The 13,853-nt window shown below is 48.4% G+C and carries 8 protein-coding genes, 1 tRNA gene and 1 rRNA gene; 2 read left to right on the top strand and 8 right to left on the bottom strand.

Features of this window, described 5'->3' with window-relative positions:
- Positions 1-173 precede the first annotated feature (173 nt).
- Together H1230_RS04170 and H1230_RS04165 are read right to left on the bottom strand one after the other, a co-directional pair.
- A tRNA-Ala gene (locus H1230_RS04170) sits at positions 174-249 on the bottom strand.
- Between the two features lie 100 nt (positions 250-349).
- Positions 350-1,907 (bottom strand): 16S ribosomal RNA (locus tag H1230_RS04165).
- Between the two features lie 400 nt (positions 1,908-2,307).
- On the opposite strand from H1230_RS04165, the gene H1230_RS04160 reads away from it, so the two are divergent.
- A complete protein-coding gene (locus H1230_RS04160; RefSeq protein WP_239714373.1) occupies positions 2,308-3,564 on the top strand; it encodes an MFS transporter in 1,257 nt (418 codons plus the stop codon).
- A 93-nt stretch (positions 3,565-3,657) separates the two neighbouring features.
- Entirely contained in the window at positions 3,658-4,929 is a 1,272-nt protein-coding gene (locus tag H1230_RS04155; RefSeq protein WP_239714372.1) for a molybdopterin-dependent oxidoreductase, read from the top strand.
- A gap of 127 nt (positions 4,930-5,056) precedes the next feature.
- On the opposite strand, the gene ligA is transcribed toward H1230_RS04155, so the two are convergent.
- The 6 genes from ligA to H1230_RS04125 all read right to left on the bottom strand — a co-directional run bounded on the left by ligA (position 5,057) and on the right by H1230_RS04125 (position 13,658).
- A complete protein-coding gene (gene ligA / locus H1230_RS04150) occupies positions 5,057-7,069 on the bottom strand; it encodes an NAD-dependent DNA ligase LigA (RefSeq protein ID WP_239714371.1) in 2,013 nt (670 codons plus the stop codon).
- A 75-nt stretch (positions 7,070-7,144) separates the two neighbouring features.
- Complete coding sequence (pcrA, locus tag H1230_RS04145; RefSeq protein ID WP_239714370.1) at positions 7,145-9,502, bottom strand: DNA helicase PcrA; 2,358 nt, start codon at positions 9,500-9,502, stop codon at positions 7,145-7,147.
- Between the two features lie 29 nt (positions 9,503-9,531).
- Positions 9,532-10,251: a heptaprenylglyceryl phosphate synthase gene (gene pcrB / locus H1230_RS04140; protein WP_239714369.1), complete on the bottom strand. Its 720-nt coding sequence runs from the start codon at positions 10,249-10,251 to the stop codon at positions 9,532-9,534.
- Between the two features lie 158 nt (positions 10,252-10,409).
- Positions 10,410-11,270, bottom strand: a complete 861-nt coding sequence (locus H1230_RS04135; RefSeq protein ID WP_239714368.1) for a phosphatidylinositol-specific phospholipase C/glycerophosphodiester phosphodiesterase family protein — start codon at positions 11,268-11,270, stop codon at positions 10,410-10,412.
- A gap of 85 nt (positions 11,271-11,355) precedes the next feature.
- The gene (locus H1230_RS04130) at positions 11,356-12,762 is read right to left on the bottom strand and encodes an undecaprenyl-phosphate glucose phosphotransferase (RefSeq protein WP_239714367.1); all 1,407 of its coding nucleotides are present in this window, start codon (positions 12,760-12,762) and stop codon (positions 11,356-11,358) included.
- Positions 12,759-13,658, bottom strand: coding sequence for a glycosyltransferase family 2 protein (locus tag H1230_RS04125; RefSeq protein ID WP_239717092.1), 900 nt, complete (start codon positions 13,656-13,658; stop codon positions 12,759-12,761). Before H1230_RS04125 ends, H1230_RS04130 begins: the two co-directional genes overlap by 4 nt.
- Positions 13,659-13,853 lie beyond the last annotated feature (195 nt).

Here is a 13,853-nt window from a genome sequence, read left to right as displayed (position 1 = left end):
CATAATACACTTTCGCTCGTTTACACAAGCGACAGATAAAATGTTCTAAAACGCAAATTCGTTTCGGTATCCAGTTTTCAAGGATCAAGGTTCAGATTATTAACCACATCACGGATGTGAGATGGAAATATTCTGGCAAGTTGTCAAAAAAATATTAAATTGATGAAGTTTGTTGGTGGAGCCAAGCGGGATCGAACCGCTGACCTCCTGCTTGCAAGGCAGGCGCTCTCCCAGCTGAGCTATGGCCCCGCAAATTCCATCAAAACCGAACAAATGGATACGCGTTAGTGTATCTGGAAACTTACGTTTCCGTTCGAATGTTTCCGTTACAGGAAACGATTCTCCATAGAAAGGAGGTGATCCAGCCGCACCTTCCGATACGGCTACCTTGTTACGACTTCACCCCAATTATCTACCCCACCTTCGGCGGCTGGCTCCCTTGCGGGTTACCCCACCGACTTCGGGTGTTGTAAACTCTCGTGGTGTGACGGGCGGTGTGTACAAGACCCGGGAACGTATTCACCGCGGCATGCTGATCCGCGATTACTAGCAATTCCGACTTCATGCAGGCGAGTTGCAGCCTGCAATCCGAACTGAGACCGGCTTTGTTGGGATTCGCTCCACCTCGCGGTTTCGCAGCCCTTTGTACCGGCCATTGTAGTACGTGTGTAGCCCAGGTCATAAGGGGCATGATGATTTGACGTCATCCCCACCTTCCTCCGGTTTGTCACCGGCAGTCTGCTTAGAGTGCCCACCATAATGTGCTGGCAACTAAGCATAAGGGTTGCGCTCGTTGCGGGACTTAACCCAACATCTCACGACACGAGCTGACGACAACCATGCACCACCTGTCTCCTCTGTCCCGAAGGCCGCCGCTATCTCTAGCGGATTCAGAGGGATGTCAAGACCTGGTAAGGTTCTTCGCGTTGCTTCGAATTAAACCACATACTCCACTGCTTGTGCGGGTCCCCGTCAATTCCTTTGAGTTTCAGTCTTGCGACCGTACTCCCCAGGCGGAGTGCTTACTGTGTTAACTTCGGCACCAAGGGTATCGAAACCCCTAACACCTAGCACTCATCGTTTACGGCGTGGACTACCAGGGTATCTAATCCTGTTTGCTCCCCACGCTTTCGCGCCTCAGCGTCAGTTACAGCCCAGAAAGTCGCCTTCGCCACTGGTGTTCCTCCACATATCTACGCATTTCACCGCTACACGTGGAATTCCACTTTCCTCTTCTGTACTCAAGCCACCCAGTTTCCAGTGCGACCTCAGGTTGAGCCCAAGGTTTAAACACCAGACTTAAATAGCCGCCTGCGCGCGCTTTACGCCCAATAATTCCGGACAACGCTTGCCCCCTACGTATTACCGCGGCTGCTGGCACGTAGTTAGCCGGGGCTTTCTTCTCAGGTACCGTCACTCTTATAGCAGTTACTCTATAAGACGTTCTTCCCTGGCAACAGAGCTTTACGATCCGAAAACCTTCATCACTCACGCGGCATTGCTCCGTCAGGCTTGCGCCCATTGCGGAAGATTCCCTACTGCTGCCTCCCGTAGGAGTCTGGGCCGTGTCTCAGTCCCAGTGTGGCCGTTCACCCTCTCAGGTCGGCTACGCATCGTCGCCTTGGTGAGCCGTTACCCCACCAACTAGCTAATGCGCCGCAGGCCCATCCCTCAGCGACAGATTACTCCGTCTTTCATCCTCTTCCCAGGTGGGAAAAGGAATTATCCGGTATTAGCTACCGTTTCCGGTAGTTATCCCAGGCTATGGGGCAGGTTGCCTACGTGTTACTCACCCGTCCGCCGCTAAATCCTGTTGAAAGCAAGCTTTCAACAAAACTCCGCTCGACTTGCATGTATTAGGCATGCCGCCAGCGTTCGTCCTGAGCCAGGATCAAACTCTCCAATTTGTATTGAAAAGAGCGATTGCTCATTTTGAAACTGACGATTCATTAAATGAATCTTTTAAAAATTAACGCGTTCCATTTGTTCAGTTTTCAAAGAACTTGCTCCCGGCAAATGAATGCTTTGTTTCTTGCACAGGAATTAGATCATATCATGTTAACTTATATCTTGTCAACTTATTTCTTCATTGCTTGTGTTTCGTATATGCAATGTCTCGTAAGCACAAGAGATAATATATCATGTTGGTTGGATGATTGCAACCTTTTTCTGAAATTAAATATCATGGTGTATAAACAGTCTTGATACAGCACAAATTGATTCCCATATTCCCTTACATATGGGTATATAGAGTTTATCGTAATTTCATTTCATTGCAGTCTATAAACAGTACGGAGAGGAGTTCAGATGAAAAATAATTCGAGCCCCACTACATCTCATTTAAGTGGAGTAGATCAGGAACAGCGTAATTTACAGCAGACTACTATATATCGCATTTTGCTGGCAGTAAGTTTTGTTCATCTATTTAATGATTCTATTCAGGCGTTGATCCCCGCGATGTTTCCTATTCTTAAAAACAATCTGCTGCTCAGCTATGCCCAGATCGGGTGGATTTCTTTTGCCCTAAATATGACATCCTCAGTGATCCAACCTGTGATCGGTTATGCTGCAGACCGCAAACCCCGTCCTATTTTACTGCCACTAGGTATGTGTTGCACCTTCGCGGGAGTGCTGCTCTTGGCTTTTGCCGACAATTACATATTGGTGATCTTCTCGGTCATGCTTGTCGGATTCGGCTCTGCTGCTTTCCATCCAGAAGGTATGCGTGTCGCTCATATGGCTGCAGGCTTGCGGAAGGGACTTTCTCAATCTATCTTTCAGGTGGGTGGTAATGCTGGACAATCCCTCGGTCCCCTTCTGATGAAATGGATCTTCATTCCTTATGGACAAATCGGGGCATTGGGCTTTACTTTAGTTGCTGCTGCCGGAATCGCTGTTCAAACCTATGTCGCACGCTGGTATCGTCAAATGTTGGATTCGGGCTATACCTTCCGTAAAAAATCGACTACGCATAAACTCGATGCTGCCCGTAGCAAAAGTATTCTGAGTGCAACTATTATTCTCGTTTTTCTCGTCTTTGTGCGGTCTTGGTATGGCGCATCTATAGGAAGTTATTATAGCTTCTACTTAATGGATCAATACAACATGAACCTGGATGACGCCCAAATCTATATTTTCATGTATCTGGCGGCGGGGGCTGTGGGGACTTTTTTTGGCGGCCCACTTGCCGACCGTTTCGGACGACGAAACCTCATCCTGATCTCCATGGTGGGTACTGTACCGTTCGCGTTGGCTCTGCCTTTTGTCAATCCATTCTGGGCTGCTGTTCTACTGCTGATCGGTGGTTTCGTACTTTTGTCCAGCTTCTCAGTTACCGTTATCTACGCACAGATGCTTTATCCCGGTAACATTGGTACCGTTTCCGGTCTTATTACAGGTCTGGCTTTTGGACTTGGAGGGATTGGTTCGCTGGTCATCGGCAATCTCATTGACTACATTGGCATCTCGAAGGTATTCGTGGCCTGCGGCTTCCTCCCACTTCTTGGCTTGCTTGCGCTGCGACTTCCTAGTGACAAGAAGCTGGAGGGCTGGGCAGCTGATTAATTAGAAGATATTATTCAACGGCCAATTTTTGCTGTACAATTAGTTAAAACTTAAATGATCTTCATAGTTCGAGTAGGAGAGGAGGAATAACAGATGAAAAAAGGATTAGAGCGGCTCCGTAGAGGCTATGGAAAAAAATTGGTCTCTATTCATATGTGGAATGCATGGCTAGTTCTATTCCTGGCTTTAAGTGGTTTATTGCTGTTGGGAGGCTTCTGGCGTGAACTGCTGGGTGAAGGACGGGTATGGCTAAAATGGGCTCATATTTATTTTGGACTAGTTCTGCTTATTCCGGTAGTCTATTATCTGCTGCTGGCAGCCAAGCACTGGCGCAGGCTAAAAGGGAAAACTTCGCAAAAAGCCAACGTAATATTTGTGCTTGTACTACTGGTAGGTTGGATTGTATCCGGCATTGTGCTCTGGCAATTCAGACTAACCGGGCCAAGAGCTTCCAACGCTGCGCTATTTGTCCATGATCTTCTGACTTGGGTCGGACTTCCTGTTATCATCTACCACTCCATCACCAGAACCAAATGGCTGAAAGAGCCGCAAAAACGGTCTATCACCTCCGAAAAGAATGTCACCGGAGAGACCCTCAAAGGTGTAAACGGAAACTCCACTCCACCTTCCAGACCCCAGCCTGTCTACTCACGCCGTGGCTTTATTAAAATCGCTGTTGGAGCAGGAATAGCAGTAACTTTAGGACCAACCTTTGTCCGTTGGATGGGAAGAGCTTTTCAGCTTCCGAGTACGGAAGAATATGCAGCTAACAATGCCAACTCCCTGCTTCCCGACCCTGTCCCACAACCACAGTCTGCTCCACCCATCGGCGGAGGCGCAGAAGGCAGCTTCAGGGTATATACTGTAACGGATATTCCTTCTTTTGATAACTCCAACTGGTCCTTTACCATCGACGGTCTAGTCGACAAGAAGCTAAGCTGGAATTGGGAGCAATTCGTGGCATTACAGCGCGAAGTTCAAGTAAGTGATTTCCACTGTGTCACCGGCTGGTCCGTCTACAAAAATACATGGGAGGGTATACCTCTCTCCAAGCTGATGGACATGGCAGGTGTTCAGAATCAAGCCGCAACCGTCAAGCTATACTCCGGCGATGGAGTCTATACGGACTCCCTAACCATAGCTCAAGCTCGCATGGAAGATGTTATGGTTGCTGTGATGCATGATGGCAAGCCAATCTCGAATCAACTCGGCGGCCCAGTACGTCTTGTCACCCCACAAATGTATGCTTATAAGTCGGTAAAATGGCTGAACCGGATTGAACTGATCCAAGAGGAGCATGTCGGTTATTGGGAGCAGCGGGGCTATGATACAGATGCTTGGTTACCTGGTGCAAATAAAGTGTAACAGAAGATCTGCAGTCACAACCACTTGACGTTAAAATTTGAGAATAAATGAAAAGCCCGCCTTCTTCATATAGACGAAGAGAACGGGCTTTTTGCTTGCGATATTTAATATTCCATACCTTGTTTGTTTAACCTTCCAGCAACCTAAGCAGTTCATCCTCATCTTCTATGACCTGAATGCCCAACTGCTGTGCTTTGGCCAGCTTGCTGCCTGCCTTCTCACCGGCGATGACCAGATCCGTTTTCTTAGAGACACTGCCGGATACCTTCGCACCAAGCGCCTCCAGACGTTCTGCTGCTTCCTCGCGCGTAAGCTTTTGTAGGGAGCCGGTTAAGACGACTGTTTTGCCGCTGAAAAAAGAATTCGTATTTACCGGACGCGGGGCCTCTGGCGCCTTCGCCTGCACACCCAAGTCCAGCATCCGATTAATACTTGTTACCACAAAAGGATCTGCAAAGAAGTTCACAATGCTCTCAGCAACAATACCGCCGATGTCCGGCAATCCGGCCAGTTCTTCCGCACTTGCATTCATCACAGCGTGTAAATCACGGTAATGTTCAGCCAGCATCTTGGTCGTAGCCTTGCCTGTGTTCGGAATTCCCAGTGCAAAGAGGAACGAGGCAAGATCCCGCCCTTTGCTATCCTCCAAGGCCTTCAGCAGGTTATCCGCCTTCTTCTCCCCGAAACGATCCAGCTTCACCAGTTGCTCAAAGTTCAGCTCGTATAGATCAGCAGGCTCACGAACATTCAATTCCTCATGCAGTTGCCCAGCTGTCTTGTCGCTGAATGTCTCAATATCCATCGCATCCCGTGAAGCAAAATGAGTGATCCGGCCAATGATCTGCGGCTTGCAGTCCAGCTTGTTATTGCAGAAGAGATGCGCGCCGCGCATTTCCAGCGGGAACCCGCAGGAGGGGCAATTCTCAGGGAAAATAATCTCCTCCCCATCACTCTCTTCGGTTACCTTGCCCAGAATTTCCGGGATAACATCATTAGAACGCCGAATGAAGACCCGTGTTCCCAGCGCGTGCTTCAGGTTCTTACGTTCAATATCGCCAACATTGTTCAGTGTACAATTCTGGACAGTCACACCCGCCAACTCCACCGCCTCAACTCGGGCCAGCGGAGTGACTTTACCCGTACGGCCTACATTCCAGCTCACGGACTCTAGTATGGTCGTTGTTTCTTCAGACTCAAATTTGTAAGCAACCGCCCAACGTGGGAACTTATCTGTGTAGCCAAGGACTTCACGAATACGGAAATCCGTCACCTTAATCACTGCACCATCAATAAGGTAGTCGAGACCCGCGCGACTCTCTTCGATCTCAGCCAACTGCTCAGTGACTTCATCAAAGGTATTATAGTAGGTAAGATAAGGATTCACCTTAAAGCGATTATTCCGCAGAAAAGCCATCATTTCCTGATGATCTGTGAACTGTTGCCCCTCCACATAACCTACATTATAAAAAAATGCGGTCAACCGGCGACTGGCTGTCGTCTTGGGATTAAGGTTGCGCAGCGCACCGGCTGCACCGTTACGTGCATTCTTCAATGGCTCAGCAGCCCGTGTATTGTAGTCGGCCAGCACAGACAGATTCATCATTCCCTCGCCTTGCACTTCAATAATGCCCGCTTTATAAGGAATTGTTAACGGCACCGATTGGATCGTCTTCACCTGTGCCAGTATACCTTCACCCGTTACCCCGTTGCCCCGTGTCGCCGCCTGCACAAGCACTCCGTCACGGTAAGTCAGATTCAGCGTCAGACCATCGAACTTCAGCTCTACCGCATAACAGGGTTCGGGCAGAGGATTCTCGGGGTTTTTGCTATTGTAATCATTGACCAAACGAAGCACCCGAGTATTCCAGCTGCGCAACTGTTCAATATTCTGTGCCTTGTCCAGACTCCAGAGCGGTGCCAGATGCCGGTGTGGCGTAAAGCCTTTCAGCAGTTCGCCCCCTACTCGCTGAGTAGGCGAATCCGGCAAAACAAAACCACTCTCCGCTTCCAGTGCCACAAGCTTGTCGTATAAAATATCGTATTCTTTATCGCTGATTTGCGGTGCATCCAGCGTGTAGTAATGGTAATTATACTGATTCAGTTCCGCAACAAGCTCTTCCATTGTATGCATAATATCCATACAGCCACATCCCTCCGTCAATAAGTTCCCTGCGGTTATTATATTTCAAAAACATATTCGGTAATCGCAGACCCATTATTCGACTTTGGTAATCGGTGCAAAACCCGCTAAGAGACGCTTCACACCAACAGGTGCTGGAAAGGCAATCTGCAGCTCCGTATCGTTGCCGCTGCCTTTCACGGACACTACCGTACCAATGCCCCATTTGCCGTGGGATACCTTGTCACTGGCCTTGTATTCGCCGGATGCTGCTGCATCCGCCGCACCGGGAGCGCGCTGCGCACCGGTGGTCACGACCACGCGGCCCTGCCCCGGCGCCGCTGATGCGGTGCTTCCGCCAGAACCGGCGCGCACGCCGCCTGCTGGCATTGCCCCTGCGGCCCCGCCTTGGCCGCCAAAGTTCCCTCGGCCGCCGCCACTGAAGCCGCGGCCGCCATAGGCACCGCCTACCTCCGCGCCTCCGCGCCGGAAGCGGTCTGATTTCATGTCGGTATCTTCCTTCAGCTCCTCCGGAATCTCCTCCAGAAAACGGGACGGCGGATTGGCATTCGTCCGTCCGAACAGTGTACGCACCCTTGCACAAGAGAGAAACAATTGTTTCTCAGCGCGGGTGATGCCCACATACGCGAGCCGTCGCTCTTCCTCCAGCTCGTCGTTATCCTGAAAGGCGCGGCTGTGCGGGAACACGCCTTCCTCCATCCCAACGATAAATACCGTTGGGAACTCCAGCCCCTTCGCACTATGCATCGTCATCAGTACTACAGCATCGCTGCGATCCTCTTCATCGTCGTTCACACTGTCGATGTCGGCGATGAGCGCCAGATCTGTAAGGAAGGAGACCAGCGACTTGTCCTCATTATTTTTCTCGAATTCCATGGTCACGGACAGAAACTCATCGATATTCTCCAGCCGGGAACGGGATTCGAGCGTGTTCTCATTTTGCAGCTCCAGTCGATATTGGGAGAGCTCCAGTATTTTCTCCGTCAGTTCGGTCACGGACAGAAATTCCACCATGCGGTGCAAGGCTTCAATCATATCGTAGAACTCCACCAGCGTATTCCGTGTCCGTCCCGCAAAACCGAGATCATCCACCGTTTGCAGCAATCGGAAGATCGAAATGCCTCGTTCACCAGCCGCCGCGGCTAGCTTGCCAACTGTTGTATCGCCAAGACCCCGCTTAGGAACATTGATAATGCGCGTCAAGCTGATATCGTCATCGGGATTGGACAACAACCGTAGGTAACCCAGAATGTCCTTGATTTCTTTGCGATCGTAGAACTTGATGCCGCCCACGATCTGGTAGGGAATATCCGATTTGATCAGAATTTCCTCGATTACGCGCGACTGAGCATTAGTACGATACAGAATCGCGTGATTCTGATAGGCCTGGCCTTTTTTGACACTTTTACTAATCTCTCCAGTTACAAAATACCCTTCATCATGCTCCGAATCCGCCCGGTACACCTTGATCTTCTGGCCTTCCTCAGAGTCTGTCCACAGCTTCTTCGGCTTACGGCCGGTATTCAGCGCGATAACCCCATTAGCCGCATTCAGAATATTGGAAGTTGAACGATAGTTCTGCTCCAGTAAAATGGTCTTGGCTTCAGGATAATCCTGTTCGAAATTAAGTATGTTCGTAATATCCGCTCCGCGCCAGCGATAAATCGACTGGTCACTATCGCCTACGACGCAAATACGATGATGGCCTTCAGCCAGCATCTTGCACAGCATATATTGGGCTCTATTCGTATCCTGATACTCATCGACATGAATGTATTTGAATTTCTTCTGATAGAAGTCCAGTACTTCTGGTACTTCATCGAACAATTGGATAGTCTTCATAATCAGATCGTCAAAATCCAGCGAATTGTTGAATCTTAGCTTTTTTTGGTATAGCGCGTACACTTTGGCAATCAGGCCTTCAAAATAATCGCCGACCTTCTGCTCATATTGTGCCGGAGTGATAAGCTCATTCTTGGATGCGCTGATAACCGCCTGCACAGCCTTTGGCTCAAATTTTTTCGTATCGATATTCAGGTCCTTCATACAATTGCGGATAACGGATAACTGATCTGTTGAATCCAGAATTGAGAAATTGGAGGTAAACCCGATCCGCTCGATATCCTTCCGCAAAATACGTACGCACATAGAGTGGAAGGTAGATACCCAAATATCCCTGCCCTCAGGCCCGACCAGCTTGGATACACGCTCCTGCATCTCCCGAGCTGCTTTATTCGTAAATGTAATCGCGAGAATCGCCCACGGTGGTGCCTTTCGATTCGCGATCAACCAAGCGATGCGGTGGGTTAGGACTCTCGTCTTGCCGCTGCCCGCTCCGGCCATAATTAGCAATGGACCTTCGGTGGCTTCGACAGCTTGCCGCTGCGGGGGATTGAGCCGGCTTACGGCCTCTTGTATGTTAACAGGTTGCATGTGTACCATGCTCCTCTCTAAATAAACTACTAATCATATTTCAGTTGCTGCGTCTTCTGCACAGCCTCAACAGTAAGTAGCGCCTGCTGCACATCACGATAAATAATATTTCCAACAACTACGGTATCGCACAGGGCAGCTGCCTGCTCAGCCTCATGCACGGAAGTAATTCCGCCTCCATAAAAAAGCTGACCATACTCTACAGTCTCACGCACCGTCCGCACTGTATCCATATCCCCGAACATCCCGCTGTATTCCAGATAAACGATCGGCAACGACATCAGCTTGTCCGCAACCTGCGCATAAGCAGCTGCTTCAGCAGCACTAAGTGAGGCTTCAGCACTTGTTCGGCGAGCGACAGAGGAATCGCCATTCAGCACAATGTAGCCCTCTGTCAGCAGCAGGTCCCACGGAATAAGGAAACCATAACGTTCGATAGCTCTACGATGCTGGCCTACAATCCAATCCGGGTCCGGCGTATTCAGTACCATAGGGATCAAGTATAGATCAAACCCAGGTACAGCCGCTTCCAGATCAGATACCTCCAAGGCGCACGGCAGCTCATAATGCCTAACTCTGGACAATAGCTTCACTGTGTTCACATAGGTTACACCCGTTGAGCCACCGATCAGCAGAGCATCTGTTCCCGAAAGGCAGATGGCCTCCAGATCCTGATCCCCCAGCTCACGGTCTGGGTCCAGCTTAAATACGTGCCGCCAAGGCTTTATCATTTGCTGCACTAATTTCATGATCGTCCATCCTCATTATTCAATATGGGCAGATCAAAATTTCCCTTGCTGCCCGCAAAAGATATAACTCTAGTCTAAGCCAGCACAAAGGGGAGTGTCAATTTAAACAGAAAAAAAAGGCGAACGTTTTTTCGCCTTTTTTGAATTATTAGTGTGAATTATTTAAATATTAAATCCAAATCATCCTCAGAGATAAAATCGCTATAGAAACCGTCCACACCCAACTTATCCATCTTCTGAATTTCTTCTTCAGCATTAATAGTATGCACATACACACGGGCTCCAGCCTGCTGCAGCTTATTCACAAAGCTGCTTGTGGCACGTTCGGCAGGCATTGTAATATCCACCCCTGTCGTGCGGACAAAATCAATGACCTGTTCATCCGTATCCTGCGATTGGTAAAGCGTGTAAATCACTGTAGGAAAAGAATATACTGCCTTCAACTCCTCCAGCATAGCTCGACTGTAAATTTGTGGAACAATCCTATTCAGCAGTTCCGGATCTCGACGCTTGGCAGCTTCTGTCAGCCTGTTGAACTCTTTCATCACCAGACCGGAATCGAATTCCTTCGTGTCCGTAACAATGTAGGCATCAGGATAATGCTGCAGGAGATCAAGAATCTTCTCGAAATCCAGCGGCGAGTAGATATCCAGGATCGGACTGTTCATGAATTCAGCATACCCGAGCGCTGACCCCTGCTCCTTGGCAGATAGAACCTTCTGTTGTCCCAGTTCTTTACTCATATTGCCCGTCCATTCATGGCGAGCCACCAACTTATCATCGGAGGTGAACAGCAAATCCGTTTCAAATATCCGCGTTCCCTTCTCGTAGTTAGCCACAAAAGCCTCGAAAGCATTCGTATAGGCATGACCATCAATTCCGCCCATAGCATGAGCTACGATTCGACTAGCCGCGAAGCCGGTGGCTGGTTGTTTATCTTCTTTTGCCAGAGTAACAATAAGTAAGAGTATAAGAGACAAAATGACGACTACAGATAAGATAATCTTTTTATTTTTCATAGTAAAAGAACAATACCCCGCTCTGCCATAGGCAAAACAGGGAATTTATATCAAACATTAGCGATGATTGCAGTAGTGTGAGAATTCAATAGGCATTCTTGTTCGTAAATCCATTGCGGATGGTTTTGAAAATAATGCGAATATCGAACAGCAGCGACCAGTTCTCGATATAAAAGATATCATGTTTAATCCGTTCTTCAATCGAGGTGTCACCACGTAATCCATTGCTCTGAGCCCAGCCCGTAATTCCAGGACGCACATGATGCTTCACCATATACTTGGGAATCTCGTCACGGAATTGCTCCACAAAGTAGGGGCGTTCCGGCCGTGGACCTACCACACTCATATGTCCCATCAATACATTAAAGAATTGCGGAAGTTCATCCAGACTCGTCTTGCGGATAAACGTGCCGAACCGGGTTCTGCGAGGATCTTCCGGTGTACTCCATCCCGTATCTTCTTCCCCATCCTGCTGCATCTTCATCGATCTGAATTTATACATTAAGAAATGGCGTCGATTTAAGCCTACCCGTTCTTGTCTGAATATTACCGCGCCCGGAGAAGTCAGACGTACACCCAGCGCAACGATCAGAATCACGGGCGACATCACAATAATCGCAAATAGTGAGAACACAATATCAAACAGTCGCTTGGCCATCTGGTTGCCTGCCATATCCAGCGGAATATCTCGCACATTAATCATAGGCATACCCGCAAAGTTATCGAAATATGGACGGGCCGGCAAATAATCGAAGAAGTCCGGAATTATCAGTGTACGTACTCCGGCTTGCTCACAAGCTCCAATAATAGCAGGATACTTGGAGTGAGCATCCAGTGGCAGCGCCAGAATGACCTCATCCACAGGCAGCAGCTCAAGCATTCCTGACAGCTGATCCACCGTTCCGAGAATAGGCTTATAACGCTGTTCCTCAATACCATCCCAGGTATGATAATCATCCAGGAAACCAATCGCCTCATATCCAAGCTCCGGATACTGCTCCAAGTTGTTGTAGAATCTTTTGCCAAGTGTACCCGCACCGAGAATAAGTACAAACTGACGGTTAAAGCCTTTCTCACGCAAAGACTTCAGCATCTTCTTGAGCACATAGCGGTACAGCATAATTGAAAGTAAATTGAAAACCATATAAATAGTAAGATAAGCGCGGGAGATGTCGATTTCTTTGACAAAAAACATCACGCCCAGCAGGATAAAGATGCCTAAAACATGCACCTGGAAAATCTTCAGAAATTCATCGACAAAACGTTTCTTACGCTTCGGTAAATACAGTGACATTATAATACCGATAAACACGGCAATACCACCATAAATAAGGCTCCAATAAGAGTAGGACTCCACAGGCAGCGGATTCTCGAAATTCATCCAACCGCTCTTGAACTTCAGCCACCAGGCCGCCAGAAAGGACAGCTGGATGACAATAAAGTCAGTAACCATATACAGTTGTGTTAAAAACCTCTGATTACGGCGAATCATAATCTCACCTCAGTATTCGATTCAGTGCGGGAACCCGTGTCTGCAGAAGCAGACAAGCTCTGTGCAGGTAGAGGAACGGTTCTTGGAAAGGTCAGTGCATTGCGTAACAGCGACACTGCAAACTTCAAGCCGACACCTGCATAGACTGCTCCATTTATCATACTGTTGTATCGCTTGCTATAATGCTTACGGTGAAATAAAATCATGGCCCGATGGAATTCATAGACGATCTTAAAAGGTCTGCGTCTGGCACTTCCACCCTTAAGATGGATGATGGAGGTCTGCGGATAATAATGAATCCCCCAACCTGCCTCTTTAATCCTGTAGCACCAGTCGAGATCCTCACCGTACATAAAAAATTCCTCATCCAGCCCACCAACCTGTTCTATCGTCTCCCGCCGCAGCAGCATAAACGCACCGACGAGACAATCTACCGGATAATCGAGATCGGGGTCCAGATAGCCCAGCTGATAACCATTGAACTTAGGACGATCCGGAAAAAGCTTGCTAAAGCCAAACGCATAATAGAAGGATGCGGACGGAGTAGGAAAACCCCGCTTGCATGCCTTGTCCAGCGAACCATCCGGCAAAATCACCTTGCAGCCAGATGCCCCAAGATCAGGTCGGCTATCCATGAAGGCAACCATCGTTTCCAGCGTATCCTTGCGCACTACCGTATCCGAATTCAGCAGCAGTACATAACGCCCGGAAGCCACCTCAATTCCCTGGTTATTCCCACGGGCAAAACCGATGTTCTCTTGGTTAGCTATCAACATTACACTCGGAAATTCTCTACATATCGTTTCTACTGAATCATCATGGGAGTTGTTATCTATCAAAATAATCTCATAGGAAAAATTTGTTTCTGAGTCATACACCGACCTCAAACAATCCATCGTCAACCGGCATGTGTTGTAATTGAGAATTAGTATACTGACATCTACATTCACTGTGGTAATCTCCTGACAAAAATAGTAATCTATCGACAAATATTATAACACAAAACCTCCTTGAAAGGAGAGGCCTTTTCAGGGAGGTTTTTCCATAAGTGTATTGGGTTTAGTTAGCTTGACCAGCTATATCTCCTGCGT

Source organism: Paenibacillus sp. 19GGS1-52, assembly GCF_022369515.1.
GTDB lineage: Bacteria > Bacillota > Bacilli > Paenibacillales > Paenibacillaceae > Paenibacillus_AQ.
This window is presented reverse-complemented; position numbering and strand designations above follow the sequence as displayed.

Bases quoted from the DNA above. Each gene is read 5' to 3' on its own strand.
- H1230_RS04160 (WP_239714373.1), top strand. From the start codon at position 2,308: ATGAAAAATAATTCGAGCCCCACTACATCTCATTTAAGTGGAGTAGAT.
- H1230_RS04155 (WP_239714372.1), top strand. From the start codon at position 3,658: ATGAAAAAAGGATTAGAGCGGCTCCGTAGAGGCTATGGAAAAAAATTG.
- ligA (WP_239714371.1), bottom strand. From the start codon at position 7,069: ATGGATATTATGCATACAATGGAAGAGCTTGTTGCGGAACTGAATCAG.
- pcrA (WP_239714370.1), bottom strand. From the start codon at position 9,502: ATGCAACCTGTTAACATACAAGAGGCCGTAAGCCGGCTCAATCCCCCG.
- pcrB (WP_239714369.1), bottom strand. From the start codon at position 10,251: ATGAAATTAGTGCAGCAAATGATAAAGCCTTGGCGGCACGTATTTAAG.
- H1230_RS04135 (WP_239714368.1), bottom strand. From the start codon at position 11,270: ATGAAAAATAAAAAGATTATCTTATCTGTAGTCGTCATTTTGTCTCTT.
- H1230_RS04130 (WP_239714367.1), bottom strand. From the start codon at position 12,762: ATGATTCGCCGTAATCAGAGGTTTTTAACACAACTGTATATGGTTACT.
- H1230_RS04125 (WP_239717092.1), bottom strand. From the start codon at position 13,658: ATGGATTGTTTGAGGTCGGTGTATGACTCAGAAACAAATTTTTCCTAT.